15 protein-coding genes are annotated in these 15461 nt (G+C 64.2%); 10 read left to right on the top strand and 5 right to left on the bottom strand.

The features are described from left to right. From otnI to U5A58_RS32735, 8 genes are all read left to right on the top strand, one after another. Complete coding sequence (gene otnI, locus U5A58_RS32770) at positions 1 to 789, top strand: 2-oxo-tetronate isomerase (protein WP_321964535.1); 789 nt, start codon at positions 1 to 3, stop codon at positions 787 to 789. 36 nt (positions 790 to 825) lie between these two features. After that, on the top strand, positions 826 to 1815 hold the full coding sequence (denD, locus tag U5A58_RS32765; RefSeq protein WP_321964534.1) for a D-erythronate dehydrogenase: 990 nt from the start codon (positions 826 to 828) through the stop codon (positions 1813 to 1815). A gap of 210 nt (positions 1816 to 2025) precedes the next feature. Then, positions 2026 to 2703, top strand: a complete 678-nt coding sequence (locus U5A58_RS32760) for a heavy metal response regulator transcription factor (RefSeq protein ID WP_321964533.1) — start codon at positions 2026 to 2028, stop codon at positions 2701 to 2703. Continuing rightward, positions 2700 to 4106, top strand: a complete 1407-nt coding sequence (locus U5A58_RS32755; RefSeq protein WP_321916288.1) for a heavy metal sensor histidine kinase — start codon at positions 2700 to 2702, stop codon at positions 4104 to 4106. The genes U5A58_RS32760 and U5A58_RS32755 overlap by 4 nt, the downstream gene beginning before the upstream one ends. Positions 4107 to 4253: 147 nt before the next feature. Continuing rightward, on the top strand, positions 4254 to 4541 hold the full coding sequence (locus tag U5A58_RS32750; RefSeq protein ID WP_321964532.1) for a hypothetical protein: 288 nt from the start codon (positions 4254 to 4256) through the stop codon (positions 4539 to 4541). Position 4542: 1 nt separating this feature from the next. After that, positions 4543 to 5595, top strand: a complete 1053-nt coding sequence (gene mdtN, locus U5A58_RS32745) for a multidrug transporter subunit MdtN (protein ID WP_321964531.1) — start codon at positions 4543 to 4545, stop codon at positions 5593 to 5595. After that, the gene (locus U5A58_RS32740) at positions 5576 to 7597 is read left to right on the top strand and encodes an FUSC family protein (RefSeq protein WP_321964530.1); all 2022 of its coding nucleotides are present in this window, start codon (positions 5576 to 5578) and stop codon (positions 7595 to 7597) included. The genes mdtN and U5A58_RS32740 overlap by 20 nt, the downstream gene beginning before the upstream one ends. Then, the gene (locus tag U5A58_RS32735) at positions 7584 to 9176 is read left to right on the top strand and encodes a TolC family protein (protein WP_321964529.1); all 1593 of its coding nucleotides are present in this window, start codon (positions 7584 to 7586) and stop codon (positions 9174 to 9176) included. The genes U5A58_RS32740 and U5A58_RS32735 overlap by 14 nt, the downstream gene beginning before the upstream one ends. A gap of 19 nt (positions 9177 to 9195) precedes the next feature. On the opposite strand, the gene U5A58_RS32730 is transcribed toward U5A58_RS32735, so the two are convergent. Then, the gene (locus U5A58_RS32730) at positions 9196 to 9549 is read right to left on the bottom strand and encodes a DUF4148 domain-containing protein (RefSeq protein WP_321964528.1); all 354 of its coding nucleotides are present in this window, start codon (positions 9547 to 9549) and stop codon (positions 9196 to 9198) included. A gap of 343 nt (positions 9550 to 9892) precedes the next feature. Here U5A58_RS32730 and U5A58_RS32725 point away from each other — a divergent pair, with 343 nt between their 5' ends. Continuing rightward, positions 9893 to 10672: an alpha/beta hydrolase gene (locus tag U5A58_RS32725; protein ID WP_321964527.1), complete on the top strand. Its 780-nt coding sequence runs from the start codon at positions 9893 to 9895 to the stop codon at positions 10670 to 10672. 159 nt (positions 10673 to 10831) lie between these two features. On the opposite strand, the gene U5A58_RS32720 is transcribed toward U5A58_RS32725, so the two are convergent. The 4 genes from U5A58_RS32720 to U5A58_RS32705 all read right to left on the bottom strand — a co-directional run bounded on the left by U5A58_RS32720 (position 10832) and on the right by U5A58_RS32705 (position 13964). Further along, positions 10832 to 11170 (bottom strand): ribbon-helix-helix domain-containing protein, encoded by a 339-nt coding sequence (locus U5A58_RS32720; RefSeq protein ID WP_321916280.1) that lies wholly within the window; start codon positions 11168 to 11170, stop codon positions 10832 to 10834. A gap of 119 nt (positions 11171 to 11289) precedes the next feature. Further along, entirely contained in the window at positions 11290 to 12870 is a 1581-nt protein-coding gene (locus U5A58_RS32715) for a GMC family oxidoreductase (protein ID WP_321949432.1), read from the bottom strand. A 16-nt stretch (positions 12871 to 12886) separates the two neighbouring features. Next, on the bottom strand, positions 12887 to 13504 hold the full coding sequence (locus U5A58_RS32710) for a twin-arginine translocation signal domain-containing protein (RefSeq protein ID WP_321964526.1): 618 nt from the start codon (positions 13502 to 13504) through the stop codon (positions 12887 to 12889). 61 nt (positions 13505 to 13565) lie between these two features. Then, on the bottom strand, positions 13566 to 13964 hold the full coding sequence (locus tag U5A58_RS32705) for a VOC family protein (RefSeq protein ID WP_321916277.1): 399 nt from the start codon (positions 13962 to 13964) through the stop codon (positions 13566 to 13568). Positions 13965 to 14407: 443 nt separating this feature from the next. On the opposite strand from U5A58_RS32705, the gene U5A58_RS32700 reads away from it, so the two are divergent. After that, a complete protein-coding gene (locus U5A58_RS32700; protein ID WP_321964525.1) occupies positions 14408 to 15451 on the top strand; it encodes an NAD(P)-dependent alcohol dehydrogenase in 1044 nt (347 codons plus the stop codon). Positions 15452 to 15461: the final 10 nt, after the last annotated feature.

The following is a 15461-nucleotide window of genomic DNA, read 5'->3' as shown; positions in this document are numbered from 1 at the left end:
ATGCCACGCTTCGCCGCCAATCTGTCGATGATGTACAACGAACACGCGTTCCTCGATCGTTTCGCCGCCGCCGCACGCGACGGTTTCGAGGCCGTGGAGTTTCTGTTCCCCTATGAGTTTCCAGCCGCCGACATCAAGGCGCGGCTGACTGAAAACGGCCTCACGCAGGCGCTGTTCAACGCGCCGCCGGGCGACTGGGCGGCAGGCGAGCGCGGCATCGCGTCGTTGCCGGGCCGCGAAGACGAGTTTCGCCGCAGCGTAGAGACGGCACTCGAATACGCGCGCGTGCTCGGCAACGACAAGCTGCACGTGATGGCCGGTTTGATCAAGCCTGAGCAATCGCGCGCCGCGCACCGCGACGTGTATCTGAAGAATCTCGCGTATGCGGCGAACGCAGCCGAAGCGGACGGTATCACCGTCGTCATCGAGCCGATCAATACGCGCGATATTCCCGGCTTCTTTCTGAACCGGCAAGACGACGCGCAGGCGATCTGCGCGGAAGTCGGCGCGCCAAACCTGAAAGTGCAGTTCGATCTGTACCACTGCCAGATCGTCGAAGGCGATCTCGCAGTCAAGCTCAAGCGTGACATGAAGGGCATCGGGCATATCCAGATCGCGGGCGTGCCCGAGCGGCACGAGCCGGACATCGGCGAAGTGAACTACCCGTATCTGTTCTCGCTGATCGACGAACTCGGCTACGAAGGCTGGATCGGCTGCGAATACCGGCCGCGCGCGGGCACGTCGCAAGGGCTGGGATGGATCCGGCCGTATGTGAAGGCGCGCGCCTGAGCGCATTCGAAAGACACACTGAGGAACCACAGCAACATGAAAGTACTGATCACGGGCGGAGCGGGATTTCTCGGCCAGCGTCTCGCGCGCGAACTGCTGGCGCGCGGCGAACTAACGGGCGCGCACGGACAGCGCGAGCCGATCACCGAACTGGTGTTGCTCGACGTCGTCGCGGCGCCGGGTCCGAACGACGCGCGCGTGCGTGTCGAAGTCGGCGACATTGCCGAGCGCAGCGTGCTCGAGCGTCTGATCGACGACAGGACGGCGGCGATTTTCCATCTCGCGGCGATCGTCAGCGGCCAGGCGGAAGCGGACTTCGATCTCGGCATGCGCATCAATCTCGACGCGTCGCGCCTGCTGCTCGACGTGTGCCGCGAGCGTGGGCATCGGCCGCGCGTGGTGTTCACGAGTTCGGTCGCCGTCTATGGCGGCGATCTGCCCAATGTCGTGCTCGATGAAACCGCGTTGAATCCGCAGTCGTCGTATGGCGCGCAAAAGGCTGTCGCCGAGTTGCTGCTCAACGACTTCTCGCGGCGCGGTTTCGTCGATGGCCGCGTGCTGCGCCTGCCGACCATCAGCGTACGGCCGGGCAAGCCGAATGCGGCGGCGTCCTCGTTTGCCAGCGGCATCATTCGCGAGCCGCTGAACGGGCAGCCGGCCGTGTGCCCGGTGAGCGGTTCGACGCGGCTATGGCTGCTGTCGCCGCGCAAGGCGATCGAATGCCTGATCGCGGGCTGCGAGATCGACGGCGCGGCGCTCGGCAACCGGCGCACGGTGAACCTGCCGGGCGTGTCGGTGACGGTCGACGAGATGATCGCTGCACTGCGCGAAGTGGCGGGCGAAGCCGTCGCGGCGCGGATCGAATGGAAGGCGGACGAACGTGTCGAGAAGATCGTCGGCAGCTGGCCCGCGCAGTGGGACATCGCGCGCGCAACGCAGCTCGGCCTGCAAGGCGATGCGTCGTTCACGGATATCGTCCGCGCGTTTGTTGACGATGAACTCGGTGGGAAGATTCCGCAGCATTGATTACGCGCGCTTGTTGCGCAGGAAATAGCACACGCCGCCGTCGCAGACCTACGTGTTTGCGACGGCGGCGTTTTGTCATTTCCTTGTAATGATTGGGTAACGGCCCTGTTAGCGCACACTGCTTAGACTGCAAGCGTGCCCGGCTGGTATAAGGGCGCAAACGAGCACAGAATCAGTGACACGCGCATCAACGTGCAGGAATCGGACGCCATGAAAATCCTCGTCATCGAAGACGAAGCGAAGACCAGCGAGTACATCCAGAACGGCTTGACGGAAGCCGGTTACGTGGTGGACGTCGCCACGAACGGCATCGACGGCCTGCACCTTGCGCAGGAAATGGGCTACGACCTGATCCTGCTCGACGTGATGATGCCGGAGATGGACGGCTGGACCGTCATGAAGAAGCTCGGCGCTCGCACCAAAACCCCGGTGTTGTTCCTGAGCGCGCGCGGCACGCTCGAAGACCGGCTGAAGGGCCTCGATCTCGGCGCCGACGATTATCTCGTCAAGCCATTCTCGTTTGCCGAGCTGCTCGCGCGCATCCGCATCATATTGCGGCGCGGTCAGCCGCAAAAGCCGGATGAACAGGTCTTCGAAGTCGGGGATCTGCGCGTGGATGTGCCGAAGCGGCGCGTCGACCGGGGCGGCGTGCGCCTTACGCTCACCAACAAGGAATTCAACCTGCTGGCGTTCTTTCTGGAGCATCAAGGCCAGGTGCTCTCGCGCGCCCTGATCGCTTCGCGCGTGTGGGACATGAATTTCGACAGCGATAGCAACGTGGTCGATGTCGCGGTGCGCCGGCTGCGGCAGAAGATCGACGACCCGTTCCCCGTTCGCCTGATTCATACGATACACGGTGTGGGGTACCGTTTCGAGTACGAAGCATGATGCGGCTTTCGCTCACCACGCGCCTTGCGTTGTTGTACGCACTCATCGTATTTACGGCGATGGCTTTGCTCGGCGCTTTGCTATACCGCGGCCTGGAGCAGCAACTGAGTGTGCGCGACGACGCGGCGCTGGTGACGCGGGTGGACCAGCTTCGCACGCTCATGAACGATGTCGACGTGCGCGAGCTGATTCGGGACAAGCCTCATCTCTTCGCGAACATGCTCGGCAATACGGAATCGCTGCTGATCGTGGGCTTTCCGGGTGAGGCGCCGCTCATTACGGTGAATCCGGGGCACAGGGCGGTGCCCGACGTGACGCCTGTGCCGGTGGACGCGCCACTCACGCTCGGCGCCGTCCGCCATACGCTTGCGGCCGATGGAACGCCGTTCATCTACGTCGCCGCCGCGGCGCACGACGCAGCCGGGAAGCAGGATCTGCAGATCCTCTCAGGCCGCCTGCTGACCGAGCGCACGCTGTTGTTGCGGGCCTACCGTAACCGGATACTGCTATTCGCCTCCGCTGGCGCGACCATCGCCGCCTTGCTCGCTTTTGTCGTCGCGCGCCGCAATATGCAGCCATTGCGCGTGCTCGCCGCGCAAACCGGGGCGATCGGCATCAGCACGCTGTCGACGCGCATCGAGCAGCGCGCTGCGCCCCCCGAACTCGACGCCCTGATCGCCGCGTTCAACGGCATGCTCGACCGGCTCGAACGCGGGTTCACGCAGTTAAAGCAAGTGTCGGCGGACATGGCGCACGACCTGCGCACGCCAATTGGCAATCTGTTGGGGCAGACCGAAGTCGGCCTGAGCCAGACGCGCGACACCGTGTACTACCAGCGGTTGCTCGGCTCGAATTACGAGGAACTGCAGCGCCTGTCGAAGATGATCGACAACATGCTTTTTCTGGCGCGCACCGAGCAGGCCGACAACGCTATCGAGCGCAAGGCGTTGCCGCTCGCCGTGGAATTCGAGCGTATGCAGGAGTACTTCGAAGGTCTCGCGGAGGACCGCAACGTGAGCCTCGAGTGGCGCGGCGAGGGCGACGTGTGCGCGGACCCGGATCTGCTGCGCCGCGCGCTGGGGAATTTGCTTGCGAATGCCTTGCGGTATGCGGAACCGGGCTCGGCAATCTCGACCGTGGCGGATCAGGGACCGGAGGCCACGACGCTGCATGTCGAGAACCGCGGGCCGACGATCGAGCCGCATCATCTCGAACGGATTTTCGATCGCTTCTACCGGGCCGATCCGTCGCGGCATCGCTCATCGGAGTCGAGCGGGCTCGGGCTTTCGATCGTGCGCAGCATCATGCAGCTGCACGGCGGCGCGTGGCGCGCGTCGAGCAGCAACGGCGTGACGCGCTTTACGCTCGTGTTCCCGCGGCAGCGCGAGCAGCGGGGCCGATAAGCACCCCATGGGCGGCGGTGCGGCAAACCGCGCTATGATGGGCTGCCTTGAATCGGGAATGCGGGACGCAACCCATCGGTGCGCGCATGGGTTGTTCGTACGAGTGGAATTCAGCATGTATTCCAGTCACGAAGCATCGAATAAGCGATGAAACAACGTACATGGCCCAGATACGCTGTCGTTTGTTCATTCCTGGCTTTCATGCCGCTTGCGGGTTGCGTGGCCCGCGGCGCGCCGTCCTGGTCGCTCTTCGGCGCGTACTTCCCGTATTGGCTCGTGAGTGCCGTGATCGGCGTCGTGGGCGCGATCGTCGCGCATCGCGTGTTCGTCGGGACCGGCTGGGTTCGCCGGGTGCCGTACCAGCTTTCCGTGTGTACCTCGATCGGCATCGTCGTCGGGGTGCTGGCCTGGCTGTGGGGAACGGGGCAGCTCTGACATGAAAATGGCCGGCCAGAATCCTCGACATGCATGGAAGGGCCGCGTCATTGCGGCCGTAATCGTCCTGCTCGGCGCGGCGGCACTCTGGTATGCGTACGATCGCTCGTCGCGCTATCCGTCCACCGACGACGCGTCCATCGACGCGGACGTCGTTCACGTCGCGTCGCCCGTGGGCGGCCGGATCATCCGCGTTCCCGTGGAGGAGAACCAGCATGTCTCGAAGGGCGACGTGCTGTTCGAGATCGACCCGGTGCCGTACCGGCTCGGCGTTGCACAGGCGCAGGCCGAAGTCGAACTGGCGCGCGCCTCGCTCGCCACACGCCGCCGCACGCTGATCGGCGAGACGTCGAACGCGACCATCGCGGCCGACCAGACCCGCCGCGCCACCCACAACTACGACCTCGCGACACGCAGCGTCGACCGGCTGCGTCCGCTCGCGGAGCAAGGCTATGTTTCAGCACAGCAACTCGATCAGGCGGTCGTCGCGCAGCGCGATGCGAACGTATCGCTCGCGCAGGCGCGGGTGCAACAGCGCGCTTCTGCACAGACGATAGGCGACGACGCCGACGCCATAGCGGCGCTGCATGCGCGCGAGGCCGCGCTCGCGATCGCCCAGCGCGCGCTCGACGACACGGTCGTGCGCGCGCCGTTCGACGGCTACGTGGCAGGCCTGACAATCCTCGCGGGCGAGACGGTCGCGCCGAACCAGTCCATCTTCACGCTGGTTCATTCGGGCGAATGGTTCGCGGTGGCGAATTTTCGCGAGACGGCGCTCGGCGCGATCGAAGTCGGCGACTGCGCGACCGTGTACTCGATGATCGACCGAAAACAGCCGATGAGCGGCAAGGTGATCGGCATCGGCGCCGGGATACTGGACACGGACCGCGTGAACCTGCCGCGCAGCCTGCCGTACGTGCAGCAGTCGGTGAACTGGGTGCGCGTGGCCCAACGTTTCCCGGTTCGCGTGCGCATCGACGCGCCGGTCAACAAGCTGGTGCGCATTGGCGCCAGCGCGATCGTCGAGGTCCGGCATGGCCAGTCTTGCCGGTGACATCAGGCGGCCCGGTCCGCGGGAAATCGCGAAGCTGCTCGCGCCGTTTCCGGGGCGCGCCGCGATCGTCACGCGCATTGCGCTGATCTGCGCGCTCACGGTGCTCGTGACGACCGGCTACGCCACGCCCGATGCCGCGACTTCCGTGTATATCGTGTTCTTCCTGAACCGGCCCGACCGTATGACGAGCATCGTCATGTCGTTCGCCTTGATGCTGATCGTGACGGTGATCATCGGCATCGTGATGATCTTCGCAATCCTCACCATCGACCAGCCGCCGCTGCGGGTCGCGAGCATGGCGCTGCTATCGTTCGGACTGCTATTCGCCACCTCGGCGAGCAAGCTACGGCCAATCGGCGCCATTCTTGCGATGATCGTCGGCTTCGGGCTCGACGAGCTTGGCCTCGCGCCGATCGGCGAAGCGGCCACGCGCGGCCTGTTGTACGCGTGGCTGATGGTCGCGATTCCGATTGGCGTGGCGATCGTCGTGAACCTCGTGAGCGCGCCGTCGCCGCGCCGGCTCGCCACCTCGCAGCTTGCGCGGCGCCTGAAGCTCGCCGCGCGCCGCCTCACGGGCACGGCGACGGACGAGGAGCGCGCCGCGTTCGAAGCGTGCATGCGCGAGGGCGACCATCAGATTCTCGCGTGGCTCAAGCTCTCGAAACTCGAAGGCACGTTGGCGCCGGCCGACGCTGCGCCGCTGCGCCAGGCGGCGGCGTCCACAACGGCGATTCTGGTCGCAACGGAATTCGCGGCGAGCGAACCCGGCGCGCGCCTGCCCGACGCATGCGCGGCGCAGCTTGCCGAAACGATGACGCAGATGGCCGCGATGCTCGAAGCGGGCGGCTACCCTGTGGACATCACGCTCGACGTGCCAAAGGTGCCTGAGCCAACCGCGCTGCAGGCGCTCGTGCTCGCAGACCTGCGCGCCGCGCTGGAGGGCTTCGCGGTGCCGTCTGCTGAGGCCGCCGCAGCGCCGGTTCCGGATCCTGCTCATGAGAGAACCGCCGAGCCGCCCGCGCGCAGCGGCTTTTTCGACGCCGATGCCTTTTCGAATCCCGATCACGTCCGCTATGCGCTCAAAACCACGGCTGCGGCAATGTTCTGCTATGTGCTGTATCAGCAGCTCGACTGGCAGGGCATCCATACGTGCTTCATCACCTGCTATATGGTCTCGCTCAATACCACGGCCGAGACCGTCGAGAAGTCGACACTGCGGATCACGGGCTGTCTCATTGGCGCTTTGCTCGGCACGGCGGCGATCGTGTTCGTGACGCCGCGTCTCACCTCGGCGGGCGAATTGATGGCGCTGGTGTTCGCAGGCGCGTGGCTCGCCGCATGGGTGGCGATGGGGTCGGCGCGGATCTCGTACGCGGGCATGCAGATCGCGTTTGCCTTCTTTCTGTGCGTGATCCAGGGCGCAGCGCCCGCGTTCGACCTCACGCTCGCACGCGACCGCGTGATCGGCATCCTGATCGGCAACGTCGTGATCTATCTGGTCTTTACGCGCGTCTGGCCCGTGAGCATCGCGAGCCGCATCGACGCAACGCTCAAGGCGCTCGTGGCACAGTGGACCCGCATCGCGCAGGCAACGGACGCCCGGTCGCGCAGCGCGCTCGCGGGCGGTGCGCTGGCCCAGTACGGCGGACTGCGCCAGGATCTCGGCCTGATTCACTACGAGCCATCGTGGGTGCGCCCCGAGCCCGGCTGGGTGGCGAGCCGGCGGCGCGCGCTCGCGGAGCTCGAGGCGCTGGAGGCGCCGCTGGTCCTCGCGGCAGGACGTGCGGGCGCGGCGCGGCTGGGTGAAATCGCCGAACGTCTCGCCGCTGGCGACGACGCGCACTTGCAGGCCCCACAGCATGCCGCCGAGGCCGCAAAGGACCGCACGGCCGACCCCGCACTCGATGCGCTCCAGAACGTTATCGCAAAGCGCTTTGGACAGATCGCCGACATCGCGCGCCCAGCTTCGGACGGGGAGACGACGACCGATGCGCGCCCCTGAACCGATGGCCCGGCTTGTCGCGTTGGCCGCCGCGTTGGTTGCCGCGTTGGCGATCTCGGGACTCGAAGGCTGCGCGACGTCGTCGATCGATCTCGCGCCGCCCGCGGCGGACCGACCGTGGCAACCGCAGACGGACGCCGACGGCAACATCGTGCCCGGCCCGCCACGCAACGCCAGCGACGCGGCGCAGGCTGGCTACACGTTGCCGCGCAGCGCCGCGCTGGCCTCGATCGAACCCGCCGCGGCGTTCGATGCGAATCACGCGTACACGCTGCCCGAGCTGATCGATCTCGCGGAGTCCACGAACCCGCTCACGCGCATCGCCTGGAACGACGCACGCAACGCGGCGCTCGCGGCGGGCGTTGCGAAGACCGCGTATTTGCCGCAGCTTACCGCCACCGCCATGGGCGGCTACGAGGCGGCGAGCGGTGCGACGTCGACGCCGCTGCTCGGCAACACCTCGACCAGCTCGAACATTCACGGCACCGTTTCGGTGCTGTCGCTGCAATGGCTGCTATTCGATTTCGGTGGCCGCCGCGCCCGCCTCGATGCGGCGAAGCAGCTTTCCCTGGCGGCAAACGTCGCGTTCACGTCGGTTCACCAGCACGTGATCCACGAGGTGAGCATCGCGTACTACGCCTACGAAGCCGCCAGCGCGAGGGAGCAAACCGCGCAGCAGGCGCTCGACAACGCGGACGGCATTCTCAGCGCCGCGCGCGCCCGGCGAAAGCAGGGCGTGGGCACGGTGGTCGAAGTCGCACAGGCCACGCAGAATCGCGCACAAGCCAATCTGCTGAAGGTGCAGGCCGACGGCGCCGTGAGCGACAGCTATCTGAGCCTCGTCTCTGCGCTCGGCATTTCGCCGTTGTCGAAACCTCAGATCGCTGCGTTGCCGGCACGCACGCTCACGCCGGCGCTGCATCAGAGCGTCGACGAAATCGTCGCCGATGCGATCGCGCGACGGCCGGACGTGCAGGGCGCCTACGCGCTGGAGGAGGCCAACCAGGCGAAGATCCGCGCAGCCGAATCGGCGTTCATGCCGAAGATATTTCTCTCCGCCGCGGCCGCATACGGTACCGGCACGACGTCGATCACCGCGATTCCGCCGGTTGGCGATCAGGCGGCCACGGTGAACCTGAACGGCAGCCGCCGCAGCGGCAGCATCTTCCTCGGCGTGACGATTCCCTTATACGACGGCGGCTTGCGTTCCGCCGTGCTGATGCAGGCGCGCAACGACGCGGACAGTGCGTCTGCGCAGCTGACCCATACGAAGCAGGAAGCCGTCAGGCAGATCGTGGCCGCGCAGAACGGGCTTTCCACGAGCCTCGCGTCGAACGACGCCGCGAAGGCGCTGGTCGAAGCCGCGCAGACGACCTACGACGCGGCATTCTCCGCGTACCGGCACGGCGTCGGCACCATTACCGACGCGCTCCTCACGCAGAACCAGCTGCTCGCCGCGCAGAACGCGTATGCGGACAGCTACAGCGCCGCGCTTTCCGCTGCCGCGACGCTCGCCCTGGCAACGGGCGAGATCGGTGCGCCGTCACTGGAGGGCGCACCGTCTCACCAGGACCATTGAATACGGCGCGCCCGCCGGCTCAACTACCGAAAAAGACCGAGCAAAAGCTGGCTGGGCCAACACAGTCGGACTGTGAAGGCATATGCGTGCGCGAGCCAGCAGCCGAGGTGCTCGCCATCGATACGCCACCCATATCGGTTTGCGCTGAATTTTGTGCGTATTGGCCCGCTGCGACCTTGGCCTCGGCTGCCTGAATGTCGGCCGGATAGTTGATGTCGTCGCCGCGGCCCGGGCTGTATCCGGCTTGCTCGACGCGCACGAGGTCCGCACGGACTTCGGCGCGGGTGAGCGGTTGGGTGGACTGCGCGAAGCTATAGGCCGGAACGGCGACGGCGGAAGCCGCAACGAGAACGCTGAGAAGAAGCTTGGACATGATCAACACTCCTATATATCTGAAAATCGGATGAGTCGGGAAAGAAAGCCGCAGCATCGACTGTGCATGGACGCGAAGACAGGCTTAGGAGGGACAACTTGCAACGTGGCTAAGCGAGGCAAAGCGTGACTGCGTGGTTGCAGTGTAGGGAGGCGCCTCCATCGGCAGGGTTACCGAGTCGTTACAAGAAAATAACAAGCCTTCCGGCCCTTTGATTCGACTCACCGATGCAGCGACGTCATTTTTTCGTAATGACTGGGTAACCCTCTCGTTCGAGACCGCTTTTTAGACTGGCCGTGTTGTTAATCGATTGATCCACTTCACGCCATTCCAGGGAGCTTCCATGTCTTTGCCCACTTTCCGTTCCGCTATTGCACACGCCGCCGCCGCGCTTTGTCTGGTCGCTGGCGCCGTGACGACGGCGCAGGCCGCGCCCATCAAGAACGTTGTTCTCGTGCACGGCGCTTTCGTGGGTGGCGCCGGATGGCGTCCGGTGTACGACATTCTCACGAAGGACGGCTACAACGTGACGCTCGTACAAGAGCCGCTCACGTCATTCAAGGACGATGTGACAGCGACGAAGCGTGTGATCGACAGCCTCGACGGCCCGTGCGTGCTCGTCGGCCATAGCTACGGCGGCGCCATCATCACCGAGGCGGGCAACGACGAGCACGTGAAGTCGCTTGTGTACATTGCGGCTCATGCACTGGATGTGGGCGAGACTGAAGTCTCGAATGGCAAGCGTTATCCAAACGCGACGCCCCACGAGGACATCGTGAAAACGGCGGACGACTACCTTTATCTGAATCCGGCGGACTATCCGCGCGATTTCGCGGCCGACCTTCCGATCGCTCAGGCCGAATTCGAAGCCCACGAACAAATGCCGACTTCGGCAAGCGTATTCGCTGCGCAGATCCCTGATCCGGCATGGAAGACCAAGCCGGCGTTTTATATGGTCGCGAAGGCGGACAAGATCATCAACCCGGACCTCGAGCGCATGTACGCGAAGCGCGCTCACGCCCAGACGGTGGAAATCGATGGTGCGAGCCATTCGGTGTATGAGTCGCATCCGAAGGAAGTGGCTGCGCTCATTGAGCAGGCGGCTCAGCAACAGGCGCAATGACGGTTTGCCTCGGGCATCGCCAGTGTCACCGGTTCGCGCGGCCGTATGCGGCGGTCACGGTGTGCGCCCCGCGCGAGCAGTACCTCGACTGGCGCGTGCCGGGTTTCGACATCCCTGCGTTCGAAGCGATGAAAATGGACATCCCGGCTCAAAGCCGGTTCAAACCGTTTTCAGAATGCGCGGCCGCAAGTCGCTGCCCGGCATCGCCGGGCTTGCAGGCGCATCTTCCTTTGCAGAGCGTAATGACAGGTACCGCAAACAGCACACCCGCAGAAACGATGCGAAGTTGGTCGGCGGCTCGCCGCGCAGCGCAATCAGTTCGTCGTACAGTTTGACCGCGAATTGGCTCGTCGTCATGTTTTCGCGCGCGGCGATTTCCTGCAGCACATCCCAGAACAGGTTTTCCAGCCTCACGGTCGTGATCACGCCGTGAATACGCAACGATCGTGTGCGCGATTCGTAGAGGATCGGGTCTGCGTTGACGTAGATTCTGCACATGCTCGATCTCCTTCAGTCTTCATTGGGAGAAGTCTTGCCCTGCCAACATACGCGCAAGCTTCCTGGCTGGCAAACGCAACCCTCCCGAGCTGCGTTTGCCAGCCAAGGGGCGCCTGTCATCAGATCGCGCGGCGCTTCATTTGCCCTGCGATGTAATCGGACTGGCGGATCGCGAGCGTGACGATCGTGAGCGTCGGGTTCTCGGCGGCGCCTGTTGTGAACTGACTGCCATCGGACACGAACAGGTTAGCCACGTCGTGCGTCTGTCCATGCGCGTTGCACACGCCATCCTCCGGCCTCGCGCTCATCCGGCAGGTGCCGAGATTGTGCGTCGAAGGATAGGGCGGCACGCGGTAGACCGTCTTCGCGCCGACCGCCTCGTACACCGCCGAACCCTGCTTGAACGCATGCTCGCGCATGGCTTCGTCGTTCGGGTGATCGTCGAAATGGACGTTCGGGACGGGCTGACCATACTGGTCCTTGACGCTGTCGTTGAGCGTCACGCGATTGTTGGCGCGCGGCATGTCTTCACCGACGATCCACATGCCGGCCGTGTAAGCATACTGATCCATGGCTTGCGCAAACGACGGCCCCCAGGCGCCCGGATTCAGGAACGCGGCATAGAACGGCAGTCCGAGCGAGATGGTTTCCATGTGGTAGCCGCCGACAAATCCGCGTTTCGGATCGTTCTTCGCCTCGTCCTCGATGATGCCGGCCATTGTCGTGCCCTTGTACATGTCCACCTTCTGGTCGAACGTCGCATACACGGAGCCCGTTGTGTGCCGCATATAGTTGCGTCCGACCTGCCCGGAAGCGTTGGCGAGGCCATTGGCAAACTTTCCGGAATGCGAGTTCAGCAACAGTCGCGGCGTCTCGATCGAGTTGCCCGCGACTGCCACGACTCGCGCCTTCTGGCGTTGCAGCTTGCCCTGCGCGTCGTAATAGACGACACCGGTGGCTCTGCCTCGCGTGTCGTGCTCGATGCGCACCACATGGGCTTGCGTACGCAGTTCAAGATGGCCCGTGGCCTGGCCGCGCGGCAGTTCCGTATAGAGCGTCGACCATTTCGCGCCGGTGCGGCAGCCCTGAAAGCAGAAACCACGCTGGAAGCAGTGACTGCGATCGTCGCGCACCACGCTGTTGATCGCCATGTGGCCTGTGTTGCATTGCGTGTAGCCGACCTTCGTCGCGCCTGCCGCCATCACCTTGAAGTTGTTGTTGCCCGGCAGGCCCGGCAGCCCGTTGGTGCGGGTGACGCCAAGCTTCTTCTCGGCGCGGTCGTAGTACGGGTCGAGTTCCTCGCGCGTGAGCGGCCAGTCGAGCAGCGTCGCGCCTTGAATGTCGCCATAGGTCGTGCGCGCCTTGAATTCGTGCGGCTGGATTCGCAGGCTCGCGCCGGCCCAATGCGTTGACGTGCCGCCCACCGTCTTGCAGATCCACGCGGGCAGATTCGGGAAGTCCTTGGCGACGCGCCACGTGCCCGAGGTCGTGCGATTGTCCAGCCATGAGAGCAACTGGAACGAGCCCCATTCGTCGGTGACATAGTCGGCCTGCGTATGCATGGCGCCCGCTTCGAGCACGACAACGTCGATGCCTTTCTGGGCGAGTTCGTTCGCGAGCGTGCCGCCGCCCGCGCCGGAGCCCACGACGACGACCACGTTGCTGTCGTTGAGCGGGAAGCGCTTCTGGTTCAGATCCATGTTCGGTCTCCTGTGCTCAACTGTCTTTGGGAAGCGGGCCGCTCTCGTCGGCTGGGGGATTGGGCAGCCAGGACAAGTTGTTGAAACCCTTGTACAGGTAGCCGCCGTCGCCTTCGGCCGCCCCATAGCCGAAGTGCTGGTAAGCCAGCGTGTTGCTGTACAGCGAGACGATTGCCGTGCTGCGCACCGTAGTGAAGAAAGGCGTGCCGGCCAGCGCGGCAACGTCGCGCGCCTGTGCCGCGCTCTCGCGCCTGGACCAGTCCGAGCCGCCGGCGCCCGCGTCGAGCTGCTTTACGCCATCGGCCAGTTGCTTGCGCACGGCGGGGTCCTTTTGCGCCTTTGCGTCGAGGTCCTTGACGACGAGCGCGTAGACCGCATTGTCGAGCGTGGGGTGCGGATAGAGCTGGCGCGTGAACGCGAGCAGGACGTCGCCCTGGTGCGTGTCGAGGCCCTGAAGTTCGAGGGCCCAGACCCGGCTGGGCGCGAACATCGCGAGCGTGGAAGTCAGCGCCAGCGTGCCCGTCAGGACTCCCGTGCCTTTGAGCAACTCGCGCCGCGTGAGCTTGATGCGCATTGCGCTTTCCACCGCGTGCGCGTCCGGTTCGTGCGCTATCGGTATGATCGTGGGGCTCATTGTTGTCTCCTGTGTTGGTCTCATGCCATGCATCAAACAAACGCGGCCCTGCGCACGGTCGCTAGCGATAGTGGCCATGCCTTTCCAGGACTTCGATCTTGTAGCCGTCCGGGTCCTGAATAAAGAAGTAACGGGCGATCAGCGAGCCGTCGTCCGCGTGGAATTCGCGCAGGTCGTTTGGCGCTAGACCCATGTCGAGAAGGCGCTGTCGATCGGCCTTTGCGTCGTCGACGACGAAGGCTACATGGCCGTACCCGTCGCCGTGCGAATACGGATCGGCGCGTCCCTTGTTCCAGGTGAGTTCGATTTCCGTGTCGGCCTCGTCGTTGCGCAAATAGGCGAGCGTGAAATCGGGGAAGTCGAGCCGGTGCGAGACCTTGAAGTCGAAAACCTTGTCGTAGAAGTCGAGCGAGCGCGACAGGTCCTGCACGCGAATCATCGTGTGAACAAGCTTGGGCATGCGTTGTCTCCTCGGTCTGCGGCGGTGGCCACTGCGGGTGGCTTGCGTTGTGCGCAGTGATGTCAGTTTAGGCGCGCGAACGGAGGGCAGGTAATGGCCGGCTAAATCGGTGTCGGGACTTACCCTCGAATGCCACTGCGTTCGGCGTCGTCGTGCACGCACTTTCCGCTGGGCGCGTCTCATTTTCGGACACCCTGTCGATCCTCACGCTCGTTGAGCGTCCGATTTTGCGACAGTTGGTCGGCGGGTTCGCTGGGTGGTCCGCTGGTTCGCCGCTGCAGGTGACACATCTTCTCTAAGCCAGCGCATCGACTGCGGACGGCTTCGTTGCTTTCTACTTCTTTTGGCATGGACATTGCGTAACCGGCTCTCGACGTGCGCAACAACGCTAGCCCCGATGGCTCGTGCATTGTCCGGCCATTCTTGAACGGAGGAGACAAAAAGTGAAAGCTGCCGTGCTGCATCAGTACGATGAGTCGCTGACTCGCGAAGAATTCGTGCGCTACGAAGAGGTGGACGATCCCAGGATCGTGCGGCCCACCGATGTCGTCGTGAGGATTGGCGGTGCGGGTGTGTGCCGCACCGATCTGCACGTCGTGGAAGGCATCTGGCGCAGCAAGGTCGATGTGGCGCTGCCCTACATCATGGGTCATGAAAATGCCGGCTGGGTCGAAGAGGTGGGGCGCGGCGTGGAGAGTGTGAAGGTGGGCGATCCGGTCATCTGCCATCCGCTGGTGACGAGCGGACATTGTCTCGCTTGCCGGCGCGGTGACGATATGCACGCCACGGACAGCCGCTTTCCCGGTATCAACGCCAACGGTGGCTACGCGCAGTATCTGCTAACGGGCGAGCGCTCGCTGATCCAGTTGCCGAAATCGCTCGCACCGAAGGACGTTGCGCCTTATACGGACGCTGGCTTGACCGCATACCGCGCCGCAAAAAAAGCCTCGCGCCATTTGCTGCCCGGCCAGTTTGCCGTCGTGATCGGCGCCGGAGGCCTCGGGCATATTGGCATTCAGGTTTTAAAGGCACTCTGCGCGGCTGAAATCATCGTGGTCGATCGCTCCGATGTTGCGCTGCAGCTTGCGAAGGAATGCGGCGCGCATCACATGGTCAAGGGCGGCGGAGAAGAAGTCGAACACGTCCTGGAACTTACCGGTGGCAATGGCGCGGAAGCCGTCATCGATTTTGTTGGCGAAGGAGACGCGATCGCCAAAGGTCTCGCCATGACGCGCAACGGCGGCTTCTACTACATCGTGGGTTATGGCGGAAAAATCGAATTGCCGACCATCGACATGATCACCAGCGAGAAGACCATTGTCGGCAATCTGGTCGGCACGTATCCCGAACTCGTGGAACTGATGGCGCTCGCCGATCGTGGACTCGTCCATCTGTCCACACGGGAGTATCGCTTGAGCGAGGCGAACCAGGCGCTCAAGGATCTGCATCACGGGAAGGTCAAAGGGCGGGCGGTGTTGATTCCGTAACGGCTTCGAC

This window comes from Paraburkholderia sp. J7, from assembly GCF_905220155.1.
GTDB lineage: Bacteria > Pseudomonadota > Gammaproteobacteria > Burkholderiales > Burkholderiaceae > Paraburkholderia.
Note: the sequence above shows the minus strand (reverse complement) of the source record. Positions and strands in the feature narration are given on the sequence as shown.

Excerpts from the sequence above, each read along its gene's own strand:
- otnI (WP_321964535.1), top strand. The coding sequence starts at position 1 with ATGCCACGCTTCGCCGCCAATCTGTCGATGATGTACAACGAACACGCG.
- denD (WP_321964534.1), top strand. The coding sequence starts at position 826 with ATGAAAGTACTGATCACGGGCGGAGCGGGATTTCTCGGCCAGCGTCTC.
- U5A58_RS32760 (WP_321964533.1), top strand. The coding sequence starts at position 2,026 with ATGAAAATCCTCGTCATCGAAGACGAAGCGAAGACCAGCGAGTACATC.
- U5A58_RS32755 (WP_321916288.1), top strand. The coding sequence starts at position 2,700 with ATGATGCGGCTTTCGCTCACCACGCGCCTTGCGTTGTTGTACGCACTC.
- U5A58_RS32750 (WP_321964532.1), top strand. The coding sequence starts at position 4,254 with ATGAAACAACGTACATGGCCCAGATACGCTGTCGTTTGTTCATTCCTG.
- mdtN (WP_321964531.1), top strand. The coding sequence starts at position 4,543 with ATGAAAATGGCCGGCCAGAATCCTCGACATGCATGGAAGGGCCGCGTC.
- U5A58_RS32740 (WP_321964530.1), top strand. The coding sequence starts at position 5,576 with ATGGCCAGTCTTGCCGGTGACATCAGGCGGCCCGGTCCGCGGGAAATC.
- U5A58_RS32735 (WP_321964529.1), top strand. The coding sequence starts at position 7,584 with ATGCGCGCCCCTGAACCGATGGCCCGGCTTGTCGCGTTGGCCGCCGCG.
- U5A58_RS32730 (WP_321964528.1), bottom strand. The coding sequence starts at position 9,549 with ATGTCCAAGCTTCTTCTCAGCGTTCTCGTTGCGGCTTCCGCCGTCGCC.
- U5A58_RS32725 (WP_321964527.1), top strand. The coding sequence starts at position 9,893 with ATGTCTTTGCCCACTTTCCGTTCCGCTATTGCACACGCCGCCGCCGCG.
- U5A58_RS32720 (WP_321916280.1), bottom strand. The coding sequence starts at position 11,170 with ATGTGCAGAATCTACGTCAACGCAGACCCGATCCTCTACGAATCGCGC.
- U5A58_RS32715 (WP_321949432.1), bottom strand. The coding sequence starts at position 12,870 with ATGGATCTGAACCAGAAGCGCTTCCCGCTCAACGACAGCAACGTGGTC.
- U5A58_RS32710 (WP_321964526.1), bottom strand. The coding sequence starts at position 13,504 with ATGAGCCCCACGATCATACCGATAGCGCACGAACCGGACGCGCACGCG.
- U5A58_RS32705 (WP_321916277.1), bottom strand. The coding sequence starts at position 13,964 with ATGCCCAAGCTTGTTCACACGATGATTCGCGTGCAGGACCTGTCGCGC.